The following is a 17,474-nucleotide window of genomic DNA, read 5'->3' as shown; positions in this document are numbered from 1 at the left end:
TGATCTGAGACTCCACCGACTTTGAGGCTGATCTTCGCCTGGCCCAGAAGTGCCGACAAGAACATCCCGATCAGAGGAAACTTCGGAATCTGGCGAGTTCCGTGATCGGATCGGCTGATAAGATTTCCGTTATAAGTGGAGGCTGCGGCGCTGTGTGGATTTCGTAAAGATGACGTGTGGCCTCAGGCTTGGTCATAAACTCTCGTATGCAGTCGTCCAGCGTGCCTTCCGCCAGCAGATAGGTGCTTCTGTCTGCACGACGCTCATTGTTTATGGAGGGCCATTTGCGAAGCATGGCGGGCGCATCGAATCGAATGTGAATGTCGTTCGCGTCCATCACTCTGTACTCGATCGTTCAACGTGGCTGCTCTGCCTCTGAACAGCCGGTAAGTCCCTGATTGGCTCATGCTGCGCCAGGATACTGCCAGCCCTTGCCGAAGCCGCGTCGACTTCTTCACAAATGCCGCACAGCGGACGCCCTCACTGATCACTCGCAGGCAGCAACCCCGCTAAGGCTTTGGCTTCCGATTTGAGAGCATCGATTGCCGCCTTTCGGGCGTCGGTATCGAAGCGCGTCCTGATCGCTGATACCGAAAGGGCGCCCCTCAGTTTGCCGTGTACGTCGATCAACGGCACGGCCGCCGCGGCGACCTCCGGATCCCGCTCTCCGATCGAAACATAAAAGCCTCTATTGCGGATCTTCTTCCCTTCGACGTTCGCTGGCTCGCGGTATGCAGTGAGAATTCGCCCGGCGGCGCCGCGATCAATCGGCAATCGCTGGCCTTCTTCGAGATGATGTCGAACTGAACGTGGAGAATTGACGCGGTAGAGACAGATGCGTTCGTCGCCATCTGCAACATAAAAGGATGCAGTTTCCCCCGTTGCCTCAACCAGTCGACGAAGCGATGGCCGCATGACTTCGCCAAGATCCAGACCGCGCTGATAGAGCGCCCCAAGACGCCACAACTCCGGTCCCGGTCGAAACAACCGGTCCGCGCCGCGGACGAGAAAGCCTTCAGCCTCCAACGAAGAGGCCAATCGGAGCACTGTGCTCTTGTAGAGGTCCGTCATCTCCGCAATCTGCGTCAGCGTCATCGCAGACCGCTCCGCGTTGAAGCTTTTCAGGATCGCGAGCGCTCTCCTGACCGCGTCAACCCCTGTCTTGCTCATCTCGGCTCCAGTTCTGCAGTGTAGAACCACTATCAGTTTCAGGCGCAAAAATCCATCACGGAAGTAAGAAGGTGGTTCTGAACACCAGAACAGATTGACTCTTATCACACACAGGTCTATGGGTTGCACGTAACATAACGAGTTCTGAAGCGCGAAGGGCAGCCAACGCTGGCCGTTGACTTGCGCGAGGTAATGATCCGCTTCGGCGCATTCATCGCAGTCAAAAGCATGAACCTCCAGGTAGGCGATGCGGAGTTCGTTGCGGTTGTGGGCCCAACCGGTTGCGGCAAGTCCGCCATCCTGAACACTGTCACAGGTCTCTTAAAACCCGCGTCGGGAGACGTTCAGATCTTCGGCAAGCCGCTCACGGGACTGAATGATCAGTCCGGCTACATGCTCCAACAGGAGGGCCTACTGCCGTGGAAGACCGCACAGGACAACGTTGGGCTCGGGCTCGTCTTTCATGGCAAGTCACTCAAGGAGGCGCGCGCCGAGGCTCGGCCGTGGCTCGCCAAAGTCGGCCTGACGGGATTTGAGCAGCGTTATCCGCATCAGCTATCAGGCGGGCAACGCAAGCACGCGGCGATGGCGCAGACGGTCATCATGGAGCCGAAAATCATTCTGATGGACGAGCCCTTCTCGACGCCCGACGTTCACACGCGCCGGCTGATGCACCCCATCCTGCCCCATCTCTGGCAGGCCGAGCGCCGTTCCTCGATCTTCATCACCCATGATCTCGACGAGGCGATCACCGACCGCGTCGTAGTGATGTCCGCAGGCCCTGCCAGCCGGATGGTCGGCGAGGTCAGGATCACGCTGCCTCGTCCACGGGACGTCTCTGCGGTGCAGACCACGGACGAGTTCGTCGCGGAGCAACTCTTTGACGCGGTCCCGGCCCGGTACAAGACTGATAATCGCGAGCTGAACATCGATGCCCTGAAAGCGTCGAAGGCGCTGTTTTCCCAGACCGGCCCGATGGACGCCGAAGCGGCCAAGGTACCGCTGGCTGTGTTGAGCGATTTCGGCCCCAGGATCGCTACGGCCAACATTGACCTCAGCAAAACCTTCACCAATCGCTTCGCCGAGCGTGCGGCCCAGCAACTGAAATAACAACCGCAGCGGCCGAATACCGCAAAGAAGGCTTCGTCAGATGTCCCTGCCGCTCACCGGTATCCATGTCCTCGACCTGTCGAACGTATTGGCAGGCCCGTTCTGCGGCTACCATCTCGCGCGCCTCGGCGCGGAGGTTATCAAGATCGAAAACCCCAACGGAGGCGATCTCGCGCGGCGCCTTGGCGCCGATCTGCAAAGGGCGAAGCGCCTTCAGGGCCTCTCCTTCGTCGCCGTGAACGCCGGTAAGCAGTCGGTGGCGCTCGATCTGAAGTCTGAAGCGGGAAGGGAAGTGTTTTTTAGGCTGGTGTCCGAGGCCGACGTCCTTCTCGAAAACTTCCGGCCCAAGGTCATGGAGCGGCTTGGTCTCGGTTTTGACGCGTTGTGCAAGCGCAACCCGCGTCTCATTTATTGTGCGATCTCAGGCTTTGGGCAAAGCGGTCCTTGGTCCGCGCGCCCGGCCTACGACCAGATCGTCCAGGGCCTTTCCGGCGCGATGAGTGTTACCGGTGACGCAGCCACGGCTCCGCTGCGGACCGGCTTCCCGATCTCCGATACCATCGCCGGACTAACGGCCGCCTTTGCCATCTCCGCGGCGCTCGTCGAGCAGCAGCAAATGGGCAGGGGCCGGTTCATCGACGTGTCGCTACTCGAGGCGACAATCGCTGCCATGGGATGGGTGGTTTCCAATCACCTGAACGGCGGGGTCGAGCCGCAGCCGATGGGGAACGAGAATTTCACGGCTGCACCCTCCGGCACGTTCCGCACCGCGACCGGCCCGCTGAATATAGCCGCCAACGAGCAGAAGCAGTACCGGACCCTTTGCGATCTGATCGGCCGGCCGGATCTGAAGACAGATCCGCGCTTCGCAAAGCGCGAAGCACGTAAATTGAACCGCGGGGCGCTCAGCGATGAGTTGAATGCGGCGTTGAGCTGCAGGCCTGCGGAGGAGTGGGAGGCGCTGTTGAATGCCGCCGGCGTCCCTGCCGGCTGTGTGCTGACAGTTCCGCAAGTTTTGCGCGAGCCGCAGTTGCTGGAGCGCGGCTTTGTCGAGACGCTGCCGCTCGACAGGGCTGGCGAACCACCATTACGCATTACGCGCCCTGGTTTTCGGCTGGATGAGGCGTTTCCTGTCCCCGCACTCCCTCCGTCGCTCGGTGCGAACACAGAGCGATGGCTGGCTCGGCTCGGTTATACCTATCCGGAAATTGAGCACCTTATCGCAAGCGGTGCCGCCGGAACGCCACGTCAAGGAGGAGCGCATTTTCCGCGGGTCCGTCCGGCGACGGATGGAGCAGCGTGACGGGCAGGGAGTTGCGCGCAAGCAAGCTTCGGCAGGACATAGGCTGAGAGATTGGAAAAACAGAATGAGCGAAACGGAGCTGCGAGAGCAGGCCGCCCATTGGTGGCGGACTTCCATATGCGACATTGCGCCTGGGCGGATCGCCTACCGCGGATACACGATCGAGGAATTGATTGGTCATATTTCCTTCACCGCGATGATCTGGTTGATGCTGCGCGGCGAGCTACCCACACCGGCGCAGGAGCGGCTGTTGCAGGCTGCGCTGGTTGCATCAGTGGATCATGGCCCGCATGCACCTTCCATCGCCATCGCGCAGATCGCTGTCAGTTGTGGGCTGCCGCTCAACGGCGCGATGGCTTCCGCGATCAACACGCTCGACGACCTGCATGGCGGAGCGGGGGAGCAGGCGATTGAGCTCTATGACGAGGTCCTGCGCCTGAGCGAGACCAAGGATATCGATGAGGCTGCCGCTGAGGCGATCGACCATTTCACCGCCACGCGCAGCAAATATCTGCCCGGCTTCGGTCACCGGTTCCATCCCGTCGACCCGCGCGCTGACCCGCTGCTCGCACTAGTCGATGCCGCGGTCAGTGACGCCGCCGTCAGCGGTCGCTATGCCAGCGCTGCGCGCGCGATCGAGCGCGTCATGCGCGAGCGCAAAGGCAAGCTCATCCCGATGAACATCGATGGAGCCACTGCAGTCATCTACGGGGAGCTGGGCTTTGCTGCACCCCTAGCCCGCGGCATCTTCTGCTTGTCACGCGCGGTAGGCATCCTGGCGCATGCATGGGAGCAGACCGGACGCAAGGACCGCAATAAAGGGCCGATGCCCAAGCAGTTCGCCTACAAATATCAGGGGCAGCCAAAGCGCAGCCTGAGGGAAGCGCCATGATGTACCTTAAGGGACCGCCGCAGCTCATCGAACGCGCGTCTTTTCGGCCATGCCCGCCAAATTTCGCCGGCCCGGAGTCCGCTCCGATTGAACGGACGTCAACCGTTTAGGAAAGCCGGCGGACTGCTTCATCGACGGGCCGTCGTTCGATGCGTCTGGAAATCACTATCTGGTCGACATTCCCTTCGGCCGCATCTTCAGGATTGCACCCGATGGCTCCCGGTCCTTGATCATCGAATATGAGGGTTAGCCGAATATTGCGCCGGATGGCCGCATTCTGGTCGCCGACTACATGAATGGGCTCATGGAGCTTAATGCTGGTCGCGGCACAATCCACACATCGCTCGGTTACTGCAATTCCGAGTCGTTCAATGGGCAGCAACGACCTGTATATGCCTCGACCGGCGACAAGAGAGGTTTGCGAGCACGGCGGCAGGCTAGGTCGGTCGGTGGGGAGTGCTTAAACGGCACACGCTTTTTTCGCCGTGACGTTAACAGTCCAGACGCAGACGATGACTAAAATCTTATCGTCTGACATCGCTGAGCCGCTCAAAAACGTTGTGATCCAGGCTGAGCGCGCCGCAGCGCCGGTCCGACATTAAGCTGAAAGACGTTCGCCCTACGACTTTGCGGGGTTGCGCGACCCAACGCCGCACAGCCCTCACAGGCACTAGCGTTGATGACCTAAGCCTAATCCGAGCTGCGATGCCTTTACGCGCAACGCGCCGATAGTACGCTTCATCGCTTTGGAAACTTTCTCGACAGGAGTGCGCGCCTTCGAATGCTTCTTGAGTTCTCTCAAATCCGCCGAAGTCCACTCGCGACGCGGGGCATTCTTCTTGGTTCGAGCAGCTTTCAATGTTCAACTCCTTTCTTTAGTGTTTGGAGAGCAGCCGCTGCTAGCAATGACTCCCTCAATTCTCAACCTACAATTTGAAGTTAACGAAATGTTGACTGTAAATCTGAAGCAAGCGAAACCCCGGGACATTCGCCGCGTCGCCGGTGCGGCTCCCAGCCGGGCGGTCCTTATTTGCTCATGGCTAGAACTGCGGTCGGTGGGCTTTGCGCCCGAAGGCGACGGCTCAAGGCGGAGCTGAAGACCAAGGCCCGGGTTCTCCGAGGCCGCAAATGGTAGACGAGCCAAGCTATTACGACGAGAAGGCGGACAACTCGCCTTGGATAACGCCGTTGGCGGAGGTCCGCCGTTACGCGGCTCTGCAGGGCTGGTGCCATCAGCACGTCCAAGCGATCGCGATCCATTGCCTGCCATAAGCCATCTGCTTAGCATCTATCAGACTCGCAGAAGCTGACGATTCGCTTCCGTGCGTTAAGCTAACAAGTGTGCGACACGCTCTCCGATATCCTCACGATCGGCAAGTCTCTGCGAGTCTCAAGAAGTTCATCAGCAGCACCTGCCCTTGTTGGGTAAGTATAGATTCCGGGTGGAACTGTACGCCATAGGTCGGGTGAGAGCGATGTGCGAGGGCCATGATCTCGCCTTCATCCGAACGCGCAGTCACCGTTAGTTGGAGCGCGCATGATTCGTCGAGCTCAACAACAAGAGAATGGTAGCGGCCAACGCAAAGTGGGGACGCGAGGCCCTTAAACAGCCCGCGGCCGTCATGGGTGACGTATGAGGACCGGCCGTGCATCGGACGACGGGCGCGCGCGACGCGTCCGCCGAATACGCTCCCAATACACTGGTGTCCGAGGCAGATGCCGAGAATTGGGACGCAACCTGACAGTTCGCGGATGACGGCGGTCGAGATTCCGGCCTGAAGTGGTGTGCAGGGACCAGGGGAGAGGACCACGGCGCGCGGCTTGAGGCAGGCAAGATCGCCGACGCTGACGGCGTCATTCCGAATCACTGCCGTTGCTGCACCCAGCTTGCGAAAATAGCGGGCAATGTTGAAGACAAAGGAGTCGTAGTTATCGATAATGACAATCAAAATGCACCAGATGTCTCAGCACGAAACGCGTCAAAGATGCGCTGCGCCTTGGCGAACGTCTCCTCGTATTCGGCCTCTGGATCCGACAATGCCGTGATTCCGCCACCTGCATGAAACACAGCCAAGTCATCGTCGATCGTGACAGTGCGGATCGCAATATTCGTATCCATGTGCCCGTTGAAGCCGATAAAGCCGATCGCCCCGCAATAGACCTCTCGCGCCACCCGCTCGATCTCCGCAATGATTTCCATCGATCGCACCTTGGGCGCTCCGGTGATGGAGCCGCCGGGAAAGCAAGCTCGCAGTAAGGTGACGGCGTCTTCATCTCCGGCAAGTTCACCCGTCACGGTCGACACGAGGTGGTGCACTGAGGCGTAGGATTCGAGGGCACACAGCGCTGGAACCTCGACCGACTGCGGCGTGCAAACGCGTGACAGATCGTTGCGCAGGAGGTCGACGATCATCGTGTTCTCGGCACGTTCTTTTTCGGACGCGAGGAGGAGTTCAGCGCAGCGCCGGTCGTCCTTCGAATCAGCGGAGCGCGCAATCGTGCCCTTGATCGGGCGCGTTTCGACCTGCCGTCCATCAAGCTTGAGGAATCGTTCCGGCGAGCTCGAGGCAATGGTCAGCTTGCCGTAGCGCAGGAGGGCGGCAAAGGGGGCCGGGTTCAATGACCGCAACTGGCAGTAGAAGGCCAGCGGATCAAATGAGCTCGACAGGTGCGCGCTGAAGCGCTGCGCAATGTTCGCTTGGAAGAGGTCGCCAGCCAGAATCAAGTCGATGACGCGCTGCACCGCCGCAATGTAGCCCTCACGGCTGAAGTTCGAACGCCATGCTCCCGCTGTGCCGGGAAAGTCATTCCGCGGCGTCCTTGGGGCGGCGAGCCGCGCCGCAAACTTATCGGCTCGACGGCGCGCACGCTCGCGGCGTCGTGCGGGATCCTGCTCCGGCCATCCGGTCGAGACGATCCAGCATCTGTCGTCACGGTGGTCGAAGCTGACGACCACGTCATAGAAATGCAGGATGGATTGCGGCAACCCTTGACCGGAAATTGCCGGCGCGGGCAGTTGCTCCAGTGTCCTGTTCAGATCATAAGCAAAGAAGCCGGCTGCACCGCCCTGGAACGGCGGCAGATCGGGACGATGCACTTCTCGGTACCTGGCGAGCAGGGTGCGAAGAGCTCGCCACGGATCGCCCGCGAGAGCCTCTCCGTTGCAACTCGCCTGTCCGTCCGTGACCATATAGGTGCTGAACGGCTCGCAGCTCAGATAGGAATAGCGCCCAAGCAGCTGCGTTGCCGCGCTATCGAGAAACGTCAGGTGCGGTCGATGCGCGAGACAGCGCATCGCGGTGACAGGCTCAATCCACTGCAGTTCGCGGACGTGCATCGCCTTGTCAGTCACCGACAACTGCCGTGCTGGTGAGACGCGCTCCGATTGCGAATCCCACGGCGACGCGAGCGACGCTCGTCTGGCACCCGCAAGCTTTTGAGACCGATTGCCAGATTAACCCCCGTCAGTTGACCCGAAGCGCCCACTAACTTGGCTTATCGCTGCCGTCGAGGCGAACCGCGCATCGGCTGATACATTGTAGTCGGCCGCGAACCGCAGCTCCCGAAGGGGACGTACCCGCCTGATCGATTCCTGGTACAGATCATGCGCTTTGTACGCTGCCAGCTCTGTCTCGTTGTCGAACTCACCATACACCACCACGTCGATCTCGTTGCCGAGCTGGTCGGTCTTGCAATTGCGCGCAATCTCGAGCCGGCGTGCATGCGGGATTGTGGTGAGAACCGATAGGCCTTCGATGATTTGCTCGATGTGGGCCTGATCCTTGGCGCTGAACAAGACGATGTGACGAATCATGGATGGCCTTAAGGAGTGATGTCGCAAGGAGGTCGCATAACTATCTTGGGATCGAGCCCGCTGCAACGGGGGCGCAGCCGCAAGCCGCGTCGCGCGGCAAAACGGTCGGAGGTTTGGCGCTCTTGCGCTTCGCCCCGGGGTTTGCAACGGACCTCGCCAGATCTCGTTCGCGGTCATGACGACGGAAGGGCAAGGCGCTCAATCGTTTGAATGTGGCGCGCGAGCAGACTACAGGCTTGATCGATGTTGCGCGCCCGCAGGGCTTGCAAAATCAGGCGGTGATCCTGATTAGACCGCGGTCGCCAGCCGCTACTGCGCGCCATCGCGAACACGAGTCGTGAATTTGCAAGCTGTAGTCCGTCGAGGCTCGCGAGCAGGCGCGGCATCGCGCAGGGCGCCACCAGCGCGTGGTGAAAGGCGCGGTTGGCCATTTCAAACTCCTGAATGGTCTGGGCGGTGTCTCCTTCAATCAGGGCGAGCTCGATCCGTGCCAAATGGCTAGAGGTGAGCTTTGGCGCCGCATTGCGCAACGCGACCACTTCGAGCGCGGCGCGCATCTCGGCGATCTCCTTCACGGAATTGATATTAAGCGGGGCAACTCGCACACCGCGACGGGGCACGGCGACGACAAGATGTTGGGCCTGAAGTTGCCGAAAGGCCTCGCGCACCGGGACGTGGCTGGAATTGAATTCTCGCGCGATATGGTCCTGCCGGAGTGGGGCGTCTGGCTGCAGCTCGCCGCTGATGATGCGCTCACCGATTGCCTCTGCAATGCGCCCCGCGGTCGTCGTATTCTCGTCGGTCATCATAGATTATCTATCATAAGCGTCTGGCACTGGGGCTCGGGCGAGCGGCCGGCCATACGCCATGGCCAGGCGTCAAAATAGTAAGAGGTGCCCTCATTTTGCGGAATTTCTCCAAACCCTGGCTGATTTCGCGGTCTTTAGGCGCCAACGCACTTTACACCTTTGCCTTGAGCGCTCGGCTGGGACGCCTGCGGCGTCCCGAAGGTCATCTCCTTGAACCGTTCAAGTTCCGTTGCCGTGAGCAATTGTTATGGATTATATCTTCCATTATCTACGGTAGCTGCTGATGGGAAAGCAAGGCTTAATGGTTGGTGGTGTGGGAGTGCAACGGAACGAAAACGGCAACAGCGCGCCGGTTCGCAGTGACTGGGAGCGCGCCGAGGCCGAAGCACTTTATGGCCTGCCGTTTGCCGACCTGATGTTTCGGGCGCAGAGCGTTCATCGCGAGAACTTCGATCCAAATCACGTCGAAACCGCAAGCCTGCTCAGCATCAAGACCGGCGGCTGTCCGGAAGATTGCGGCTACTGCTCACAGAGTGCGCATTACGACACCGGCCTGAAAGCCACCCGCCTGATGGATCACGCGGATGTGGTCGCCACCGCGCAGCTCGCCAAGAATGCCGGCGCGACCCGCTTCTGCATGGCCGCGGCTTGGCGCAGTCCAAAAGACCGCGATCTCGATTCTGTCTGCGACATGGTCAGCGCGGTTAAGGCTCTGGGCATGGAAACCTGCGTCACGCTCGGCATGCTGACCTTGAGACAGGCCGCACGGCTCGCAGAGGCCGGGCTCGACTTCTACAATCACAATGTCGACACCTCGCCGGAGTTCTACGGCACGATCATCACCAGTCGCACCTTGCAGGACCGCATCGACACACTTGCGCATGTCCGTGACGCCGGCATCAAGGTGTGCAGCGGCGGCATTATCGGAATGGGCGAGCGTGTCGAGGACCGACTCGGCATGCTCGTGCTGCTCGCCAATCTCCGTAAGCATCCGGAAAGTGTGCCGATCAACCTGTGGAACGAGGTCAAGGGCGTACCGGTCTATGACAGCGCCGAGCGTCCCGATCCGATCGCGCAGGTGCGCCTGGTCGCGACGGCCCGGATCATGATGCCCAAGAGCGTGGTGCGGTTGTCCGCCGGACGGCGATACATGACCGATGAACTACAGGCGCTGTGTTTTTTGGCGGGCGCCAATTCAATCTTCATCGGCGATGTGCTGTTGACCACCGAAAACCCGAAAGCCGACCGGGACGCCAATTTGCTGAACCGGCTTGGTATCACGTCCGGGCTTGCCTGAGTAAAGCAAACCAGCGGCGAGCCCCCCGCGGAAATTTCAGTCTAGGTGAACAATGCAGATTACATTGATGAAAGGTAAAATCCATCGCGCGTCGGTGACCGAAGCCGATCTGCACTATGACGGCTCGATATCGATCGATCGTACGCTGCTGGATGCTGCCGAATTCCTGATTAACGAGCGCGTTGAAATCTATAATATCGAAACCGGAGCGCGCTTTGCTACCTATGTGATCGAGGCGCCCAAGGGCTCTGGCACGATAAGCCTCAACGGTGCGGCCGCTCGAATCGCGATGCCCGGAGAGAAAATCATCATCGTTGCATATGCTTCCTTTGATGAGGCGGAAGCGAAAATCTTCAGACCACGCGTTGTGCTGGTGGATCAAGAAAATCGCATCTTACCAGGTTGAAAACGTGAAGGCCGATGGATGAAGCCTTTTTCTTGGCTGCCAATGGAATTTCTGCGCGATAAATGCGACCTGGGAGTGAACGATGAACTCGACCCATGCGGCCAAAATGACCAATTATGTTACGGCCCTGCATGCCTTAAAAGAAGACGGCCGGCTGCGCTGCCTCAAGCCGCGCGCTGGCGTCGACTTTTCTTCGAACGATTACCTTGCGCTGGCGAGCGCGCCTCGTATGAAAATGGCCGTCGTGTCCGCGCTCGAAGCCGGCACACCAGTTGGAGCCGGCGGGTCGCGGCTCCTGCGCGGCAATTGCGAGGAACACGAAAGTCTCGAAGCAAAAGCAGCTCAGTTCTTTGGGGCAGAGACGGCGCTTTTCTTTAGTGGCGGTTATTTCGCAAATTTTGCTGTCCTGACAACGCTGCCTCAGCGCGGCGATTTTCTTGTTCTCGATTCTCTCGTGCACGCGAGTATTCATGAAGGCGCGCGAGCTGGCCGGGCCGAGTTTCGGATCAGCGCCCACAACGATCCCCAGTCAGTCGAAGACACAATTCGTGACTGGCGGGCCAAGGGCGGAACGGGTCGCGTCTGGATCGTGGCCGAGAGCCTCTACAGCATGGATGGTGATTTCGCACCGCTTAAACATCTGGTCGCGCTTGCGGATCGTTACGACGCGTTCCTCATCGTGGATGAGGCTCATGCCACAGGCGTTTACGGCGAGCAGGGACGGGGCCTCACCGCGCCCTACGAGGGGCGCGAAAATCTCGTGGTCGTTCATACCTGCGGCAAGGCGCTGGGCGCTGCCGGTGCGCTCGTCACCGGCACACGCGTGCTGCGCGACTTCTTGGTCAATCGCTGTCGCCCGTTTATCTTCGCCACCGCGCCCCCACCGTTGACGGCCGTCGCCGTGCGGGAGGCACTCTCAATTCTGCGGGAGGAACCTGAGCGTCAGCAGCGTCTGGCCAAGCTGGTCGCATTCACACATCGGGAGATCGTCGTGCGCGGTCGCTCGAGTCCTTCGAATTCACAGGTCGTGCCCTATGTCGTTGGCGACAACTCGCGCGCGATGCGGCTCGCATCGGCGATGCAGGCTCGCGGCTTCGACATTCGTGGAATCCGGCCGCCAACCGTGCCGGCGGGAACGGCACGATTGCGAATTTCACTCACGCTTAACGTCAGGGAAGATGATGTATCCGACATGCTTGATGCGTTGGTCGAAGAGACGTGGAGCGATTCGCGATGACTCAGCGGATCGTGGTGACAGGCACAGATACCGGGATTGGGAAATCGGTCTTTTCCGCAGGGCTCGCCAATCTCCTCGGTGCGAACTATTGGAAACCGATTCAGGCCGGCCTCGAAGGAGAGACCGATAGCGAGCTCGTCGCGCGGCTGGGCAGTCTCTCACCCGATCGCATCGTGCCGGAGCTTTACCGCCTTCGAACGCCCGCTTCGCCCCATTACTCAGCCGAAATCGACGGAGTTCGCATCGACACAGACGCGATCGATGTGCCGGACAGCGGGGAGCGCCCGCTCGTGATCGAGGGCGCCGGCGGGCTAATGGTCCCGCTGAGTGGCGGCACACTTTTTGTCGACGTCTTCGAGCGCTGGCGGCTTCCCGTCGTGCTTTGCGCAAGCACACGACTTGGCACAATCAATCACGCGCTGCTGTCGATAGAGGCTCTGCGAAAGCGCCAGATCCGCATTCTCGGAATTGCATTCATTGGCGAACGAAATTTTGAGCCTGAGAGGGCAATTTGCGAAATCGGGCGCGTGCGTTGGTTGGGGCGATTGCCTTGGCTTTCTCCTCTCACGGCAAACACGCTGCAGGCAGTCTTCAAAGACTCGTTTATCCCTTGGGACTTCAAGCCATGATAAAGACGAAGTCGCCGATCTGGCATCCGTTCACGCAACACGCGCTTCAGGATGAGATGATCAAGATCGTGCGTGGTGACGGCGCTTATCTCCACACCGCGGATGGTCGCCGTATCATAGATGCAATCTCATCCTGGTGGGTCGTGACCCATGGTCATTGCCATCCACATATCGTACGCGCGATTCAGAAACAGGCAGGCAAGCTCAACCAGATGATCTTCGCCGGTTACACCCACGATCCGGCCGAGGAGGTTGCGGCGCTACTTTTGAAGCTCGCGCCCCGTGGCCTCGACCATGTCTTCTTTTCTGACAGTGGTTCGACGAGTGTGGAAGTAGCCTTAAAAATGGCACTCGGCTATTGGCATAACGTCGGCAAGCAACGAGTACGCATTGTCGTGATGCAACATTCCTATCACGGCGACACGATTGGGGCGATGTCGGTCGGTGTCCGAGGCGTGTTCAATGCGGTGTACGGGCCCCTGCTGTTCGACGTTACTTCAATCCCGTTCCCCGCGAGAGGTCATGAACAAGCGACGCTAGATGCGCTGGAGTCTGCATGTCGAAACGAAATGCCAGCCGCCTTTATTGTGGAGCCTCTGATACTGGGCGCGGGCGGAATGCTGATGTACCCCGCCTGGGTGCTAAGAGAGATGAAGCGGATCTGCGAGGCCTTTGACGTCCTGTTCATTGCCGACGAGGTCATGACGGGCTGGGGCCGTACCGGAACCTTATTCGCCTGCGAGCAGGCCAATGTGACGCCCGATATTGCCTGCTATTCGAAGGGCCTCACGGGAGGGGCGCTTCCGCTCGCGGTAACAATCTGCCGCGCGGATATTTTTGACGCTCATTATTCGAAAGAACGTACGCGTACGTTCTTTCATTCGAGTTCATATACCGCCAATCCAGTGGCCTGCGCCGCCGCAAAGGCCAACCTGGATATCTGGCAAGATCGGGAAACGCGCCAACGCGTGGCATCGGTCGCCACAATGCAAGAGCAGGCAATTGAGCCATTCCGCGCTGATCCGCGCTTTGCAAACGTTCGTCGGACCGGAACCATCACAGCACTCGATCTGAAAAGGAATGATGCGGGCTATCTCGCGGGCATCGGTCCGAAGCTTCAGGCATTCTTTAAAGCCCGGAATCTGCTGCTGCGGCCACTCGGCAACACGATCTATGTGATGCCGCCTTATTGCGTCACGGCGACAGATCTTGACCAAATCTATGCCGCCATCAAGGATTCTGCTGATGCGCTGGCTTGAGGATGCGCTTGGTGCGTGTAGCCACTAGCAGCTTTTAACCGTTTTGGCGCTTGGGCGATCCTTATCTAGCTGAATATCAATCTACAGCAAGCTTAGAACCGATCTGAGAGAGTGTTGCTGATACACCAGATACCAAACGTAGATGGCGTGAATTCTGCTAGTGTTCCTGGCAGCGCTCCCACAGGGTGCACGGCAGCGCGACCCAAAGACGCTCCCCATGAGGAAAGCGCGGCTGAGAAGTTCTTATTCGATGGTCCGCGGTCAAAACGTCTCCGCACGTTCTTATGAGGAACGCGAACACCTCGGCTCCCCAAGGCAGCCGCAAAATCTACATCTTACCCAGCCCACAGTGACATGCATTTCGAGCAGCTGGAGGTAAAAATCGGATTGCCGACCTTTGACAGCGCGAAAGGATGACGTCGCAGCGACGAGATCGGGCGAGTGCTGCACCCCCTCAGCTCGGGTAGTTGAAATCCGTCGAAGGAAGTCGTTCGATCGCAGGATTTCACCGCCAACGCCCCGCTCATTGCATTAATCAAGACAAATATATTCGTTACAAATTGGAAATCTCAGCGAAGTACTCCGATTGAACCGTCGCTTCACGAAGGAGGCGCATATGAGCGTCAAACTCTTGCGCCCAGTGCCCGTACCTGCCGGGAGACTTGGCATCGCCGACGCGGCATTTCACGTCCGGGCGTGGTGCTGAGGCGAGGAAAGTGCAGGGGCTATCCACCTAACGCCGACAGGAGGCGAAAATGCGCAACAGCTCACATATTCCCTCCCACGGTTCAGTGAGGTGCTGTGCGGTGTGCGGCGGAAAGTTCGGACTGATCCGCTACTACTGCTGGCGAACGGCCCTTTGTTCCCAGAAATGCGTCGACCGCTTCAAGGCGCGGCGGGAGGCCGACCACAAATGGCTTCGCTGGTTGCGAGCGGCTTAATACGTGGCACTGAGTCGCCGCGGGAGACAGGCTCGGGGCAGAAGCGCATTAGCCGAGTTGAAAAACTTGTCACTAGAATTCGGTGTCACGCGTTAAAGAGTAGCATGAAAGTATCAAGTGACAGAGACGGCAACAATCATCGACTTTACTGCTTACAGGATGAACAAGCGTGCTGCGGCTGACCTGTCGCGCGACGAAATTAGGTTGACCGCGCCGTATCCAGCGGTCGCATTCTTCTATTTCTTCTGGCCGTTTCTGGCCTGGATCCCGTTTGGTTTGCTGGATCCGTCAGCGTCGGAACAGGAGCCTTCGTGAGCAGTCCCCGGACGCGGCGCAGGGAACTAGCGACAGAGATGGATGCGCGACTGTTAACGTTTGGGCGTAGGTCACCAATTTTGGAGACGAGATCGTTCTTCCTACCATTGACAGTTTTCTCTCGACTTCCATAGGAAGCACTGACTGCAGGGATACGGGGCAAGCGATCGATCGAGATCTAAAATGAGTCACAGTTCAGAGCAGCCTCTTGAACGTGTCGCGACTCCAATGCTGCAGCGGTGGACGGTGAAGGGACGTCGTGTCGCCTGGGCCACCGCGTACGACGCTGGTACGGCACGTTTCGCGGACCCCACCGTCGAAGTCATCCTGGTCGGAGATAGCGTTGGCAACGTCTGCCTGGGCTCGGCAACACAGTGCCGGTCAGCATGGCCATGGGAATTATAACTTAGATGCGGTTGCGCGCACACAGGCAGACCCACGCCTTGCTTCTGGCGGAACGCCGGAGGCTTCCTTCTAGCGCCTACGCCGTGAAGCTCGAGGGTGATGCCAAGCGTGTCGAATGGTGCGTGCCTTGGTCAATTGCGAAATTCCTATAATGGACCATCTCGGTCCCACCCCCCAAGAGCGTTAATGTCATGGGTGGATCCAAGGTGCAGGGAAGGAAAGCCGATGAGAACCGAACGACTGAGTGTGCTAAGAGATATGGAAACTTGCACTGGATAGGTGTTTTCGTGGATGAGCAATTTTTAAAGGACCGGGCCCAGATCATTCGCGATCTAGCGGACAAGGCAGACCCTTTCACCAGAAAAAGGCTGCTGGATCTAGCGGAACGGTATGACAGACGGATGAGACCGACGGTCTCAGATGACAAAGCACGACCAAACTAATTGGTCGTCTGGAAGTATTCCGACGGATCTGGCGGCTCACCGTTGATTGGATGTGGCCGAGTCGTGAACTCGATATACATGAGCGACGCTCTGGAGTCCGCTTGAAGATACCGACCGCAACCTTTCTTGCAGAGCCGCTCGCCCGAAGACGCGGAGGCGGCTTATTACATTACGAAGACGTCAATCACCGGCCTTGCGGAAGCGTCCTCTTCTCGAAATCAAATCGAAAATTGGAGCTAATGACCCCGCGCGAGAACCTACTCGCACCATGCGTTTTTGCGTTCAAAGCCCATTGAATCCTGCAAGTCAATCTCTTGCTGGATGCAGAAAAAAGGCCGCGCGAACATTACGCGCGGCCAAGTCAGGGAGGAAACGCCCCAAGGGGCCGCTGAAGGAGCATCGAGATGAGTAGATCGATCACTCACCGAGAACTCCAAGCTTGTGAGAACATCAGTGTTACGAGATGCCGTTTTAGTCGTCTCTAGTCGCGCGAACAAATGATCGAATACTCGAGTTCTTGCGCCGTTTGGCGGTGATTTTTGTGCATGTGTCGCATCTTTTGTGCAAAGATGATCAACTGGACGCAGCGTGCAGCTCAACGTATCGGTCGGTCTACCGCGATAAGCCCGGATGCCTAGGGAGGTCACCGTTTCCCTTCGTTGTTCAGGCGGGATGGTCATCTCGGCGACCCTCATCACGGGTTTCGGTGATCTATTATGGTCTGTACGTAACGTACACTGCGAGTTCAGAATCTTGAGCAGCTACAGGCCGATAGGAATGTCAATGTAGCGCATCGATGGGTCGTCGGCGTCCGCCGGACCGAGCTGGTCCCAGGCCGACAGCCAAGCCGCAAGCACTGCCGATGTCTGCTCCAAGGCCTGCAACTGACGAAGCGTTACGCGGAATATGGCGCGGGCAGAATGGTCGTTTCGGAGTGCGACGGTGGACGGTTCAAGTCCCAGACGACGGAATGGATGACATGCCGCTCGAAGGCCGCGAGATCGGGGTTGCCGGTAACTTTCAAGCAAGGGCCTGGAAGGTGATGCGGCAGTCATGCCTGAACGGGCGTTTTTGGCCTAGGTGGTCGCGGAGCGGATGCAGGGGAAGATATGCGCGCAGTTGGCCACCATCGGGCAATGGCTACGTCACCGCATGGGTACGGCGATGCGACAGTAGTTTCGGCAAGATATGGGTGTGCCTCGCGATACAGCACATAAGCGCGTGCAGAGTTGGAGGCGGGCGCCTACCGATTTTCCCGGCGCGCTCAACACCGCGGAAATGTTCGTGCCTTTGCCGAGCGGATGCCGGGCGTGCCGCTGCTCGCCAACATGACGGCCTTCGGCAAGACGCCGTTGCTTTGCGGCGGCAGAATTCGAGGTAATTATTCAATGGTGATCTGGCCGGTGTCCTGCGCTGCGGGTGGCGAACAAGGCGCAGGAAGATC

Annotated in this window: 15 protein-coding genes and 1 pseudogene; 10 read left to right on the top strand and 6 right to left on the bottom strand. The window is 58.9% G+C overall.

The features are described 5' to 3' along the window. Window positions 1-70: 70 nt before the first annotated feature. Together LMTR13_RS27400 and LMTR13_RS27395 are read right to left on the bottom strand one after the other, a co-directional pair. Window positions 71-337 (bottom strand): hypothetical protein, encoded by a 267-nt coding sequence (locus tag LMTR13_RS27400; RefSeq protein WP_065730496.1) that lies wholly within the window; start codon window positions 335-337, stop codon window positions 71-73. 143 nt (window positions 338-480) lie between these two features. Beyond that, window positions 481-1,218 carry an IclR family transcriptional regulator gene (locus tag LMTR13_RS27395; protein WP_236843172.1) on the bottom strand — a complete coding sequence of 246 codons (738 nt, stop codon included), beginning with the start codon at window positions 1,216-1,218 and terminating at the stop codon, window positions 481-483. 144 nt (window positions 1,219-1,362) lie between these two features. On the opposite strand from LMTR13_RS27395, the gene LMTR13_RS27390 reads away from it, so the two are divergent. From LMTR13_RS27390 to LMTR13_RS27380, 3 genes are all read left to right on the top strand, one after another. Next, window positions 1,363-2,280, top strand: coding sequence for an ABC transporter ATP-binding protein (locus LMTR13_RS27390; protein ID WP_236843171.1), 918 nt, complete (start codon window positions 1,363-1,365; stop codon window positions 2,278-2,280). A 40-nt stretch (window positions 2,281-2,320) separates the two neighbouring features. Further along, entirely contained in the window at window positions 2,321-3,583 is a 1,263-nt protein-coding gene (locus LMTR13_RS27385; protein WP_065730494.1) for a CaiB/BaiF CoA transferase family protein, read from the top strand. Between the two features lie 64 nt (window positions 3,584-3,647). Beyond that, the gene (locus LMTR13_RS27380) at window positions 3,648-4,475 is read left to right on the top strand and encodes a citryl-CoA lyase (protein ID WP_065730493.1); all 828 of its coding nucleotides are present in this window, start codon (window positions 3,648-3,650) and stop codon (window positions 4,473-4,475) included. Between the two features lie 1,364 nt (window positions 4,476-5,839). On the opposite strand, the gene LMTR13_RS27375 is transcribed toward LMTR13_RS27380, so the two are convergent. From LMTR13_RS27375 to LMTR13_RS27360, 4 genes are all read right to left on the bottom strand, one after another. Then, window positions 5,840-6,424 (bottom strand): anthranilate synthase component II, encoded by a 585-nt coding sequence (locus tag LMTR13_RS27375; RefSeq protein WP_065730492.1) that lies wholly within the window; start codon window positions 6,422-6,424, stop codon window positions 5,840-5,842. Next, window positions 6,421-7,812: an aminodeoxychorismate synthase component I gene (gene pabB, locus LMTR13_RS27370; protein ID WP_065733009.1), complete on the bottom strand. Its 1,392-nt coding sequence runs from the start codon at window positions 7,810-7,812 to the stop codon at window positions 6,421-6,423. The genes LMTR13_RS27375 and pabB overlap by 4 nt, the downstream gene beginning before the upstream one ends. Window positions 7,813-7,929: 117 nt before the next feature. Further along, a complete protein-coding gene (locus LMTR13_RS27365; RefSeq protein WP_065730491.1) occupies window positions 7,930-8,289 on the bottom strand; it encodes a Dabb family protein in 360 nt (119 codons plus the stop codon). A 173-nt stretch (window positions 8,290-8,462) separates the two neighbouring features. After that, the gene (locus LMTR13_RS27360; RefSeq protein WP_418219727.1) at window positions 8,463-9,095 is read right to left on the bottom strand and encodes a GntR family transcriptional regulator; all 633 of its coding nucleotides are present in this window, start codon (window positions 9,093-9,095) and stop codon (window positions 8,463-8,465) included. A gap of 304 nt (window positions 9,096-9,399) precedes the next feature. Between LMTR13_RS27360 and bioB the strand changes: the two genes are divergently transcribed. From bioB to LMTR13_RS43465, 7 genes and pseudogenes are all read left to right on the top strand, one after another. Further along, on the top strand, window positions 9,400-10,395 hold the full coding sequence (gene bioB, locus LMTR13_RS27355) for a biotin synthase BioB (protein WP_065730489.1): 996 nt from the start codon (window positions 9,400-9,402) through the stop codon (window positions 10,393-10,395). A gap of 52 nt (window positions 10,396-10,447) precedes the next feature. Beyond that, the gene (panD, locus tag LMTR13_RS27350; protein WP_065730488.1) at window positions 10,448-10,801 is read left to right on the top strand and encodes an aspartate 1-decarboxylase; all 354 of its coding nucleotides are present in this window, start codon (window positions 10,448-10,450) and stop codon (window positions 10,799-10,801) included. A gap of 82 nt (window positions 10,802-10,883) precedes the next feature. Next, window positions 10,884-12,038, top strand: a complete 1,155-nt coding sequence (locus LMTR13_RS27345) for an 8-amino-7-oxononanoate synthase (protein WP_065730487.1) — start codon at window positions 10,884-10,886, stop codon at window positions 12,036-12,038. Next, on the top strand, window positions 12,035-12,667 hold the full coding sequence (gene bioD / locus LMTR13_RS27340; RefSeq protein ID WP_065730486.1) for a dethiobiotin synthase: 633 nt from the start codon (window positions 12,035-12,037) through the stop codon (window positions 12,665-12,667). Before LMTR13_RS27345 ends, bioD begins: the two co-directional genes overlap by 4 nt. Beyond that, window positions 12,664-13,926: an adenosylmethionine--8-amino-7-oxononanoate transaminase gene (locus LMTR13_RS27335; RefSeq protein ID WP_065730485.1), complete on the top strand. Its 1,263-nt coding sequence runs from the start codon at window positions 12,664-12,666 to the stop codon at window positions 13,924-13,926. Before bioD ends, LMTR13_RS27335 begins: the two co-directional genes overlap by 4 nt. Window positions 13,927-14,984: 1,058 nt before the next feature. Then, window positions 14,985-15,182: a hypothetical protein gene (locus tag LMTR13_RS41325; protein ID WP_156795827.1), complete on the top strand. Its 198-nt coding sequence runs from the start codon at window positions 14,985-14,987 to the stop codon at window positions 15,180-15,182. Between the two features lie 183 nt (window positions 15,183-15,365). Next, window positions 15,366-15,844: pseudogene (locus LMTR13_RS43465) on the top strand (3-methyl-2-oxobutanoate hydroxymethyltransferase); the annotation flags it as partial. Window positions 15,845-17,474 lie beyond the last annotated feature (1,630 nt).

It is taken from the genome of Bradyrhizobium icense, assembly GCF_001693385.1.
Classification (GTDB): Bacteria; Pseudomonadota; Alphaproteobacteria; order Rhizobiales; family Xanthobacteraceae; genus Bradyrhizobium; species Bradyrhizobium icense.
This window is presented reverse-complemented; position numbering and strand designations above follow the sequence as displayed.

What these genes read in the sequence shown, in the direction of transcription:
- LMTR13_RS27360 (WP_418219727.1), bottom strand. Translation starts at nt 9,095, where the DNA reads ATGACCGACGAGAATACGACGACCGCGGGGCGCATTGCAGAGGCAATC.
- bioB (WP_065730489.1), top strand. Translation starts at nt 9,400, where the DNA reads ATGGTTGGTGGTGTGGGAGTGCAACGGAACGAAAACGGCAACAGCGCG.
- LMTR13_RS27345 (WP_065730487.1), top strand. Translation starts at nt 10,884, where the DNA reads ATGAACTCGACCCATGCGGCCAAAATGACCAATTATGTTACGGCCCTG.
- LMTR13_RS27385 (WP_065730494.1), top strand. Translation starts at nt 2,321, where the DNA reads ATGTCCCTGCCGCTCACCGGTATCCATGTCCTCGACCTGTCGAACGTA.
- LMTR13_RS27390 (WP_236843171.1), top strand. Translation starts at nt 1,363, where the DNA reads ATGATCCGCTTCGGCGCATTCATCGCAGTCAAAAGCATGAACCTCCAG.
- LMTR13_RS27365 (WP_065730491.1), bottom strand. Translation starts at nt 8,289, where the DNA reads ATGATTCGTCACATCGTCTTGTTCAGCGCCAAGGATCAGGCCCACATC.
- panD (WP_065730488.1), top strand. Translation starts at nt 10,448, where the DNA reads ATGCAGATTACATTGATGAAAGGTAAAATCCATCGCGCGTCGGTGACC.
- LMTR13_RS27335 (WP_065730485.1), top strand. Translation starts at nt 12,664, where the DNA reads ATGATAAAGACGAAGTCGCCGATCTGGCATCCGTTCACGCAACACGCG.
- bioD (WP_065730486.1), top strand. Translation starts at nt 12,035, where the DNA reads ATGACTCAGCGGATCGTGGTGACAGGCACAGATACCGGGATTGGGAAA.
- LMTR13_RS27400 (WP_065730496.1), bottom strand. Translation starts at nt 337, where the DNA reads ATGGACGCGAACGACATTCACATTCGATTCGATGCGCCCGCCATGCTT.
- LMTR13_RS27380 (WP_065730493.1), top strand. Translation starts at nt 3,648, where the DNA reads ATGAGCGAAACGGAGCTGCGAGAGCAGGCCGCCCATTGGTGGCGGACT.
- pabB (WP_065733009.1), bottom strand. Translation starts at nt 7,812, where the DNA reads ATGCACGTCCGCGAACTGCAGTGGATTGAGCCTGTCACCGCGATGCGC.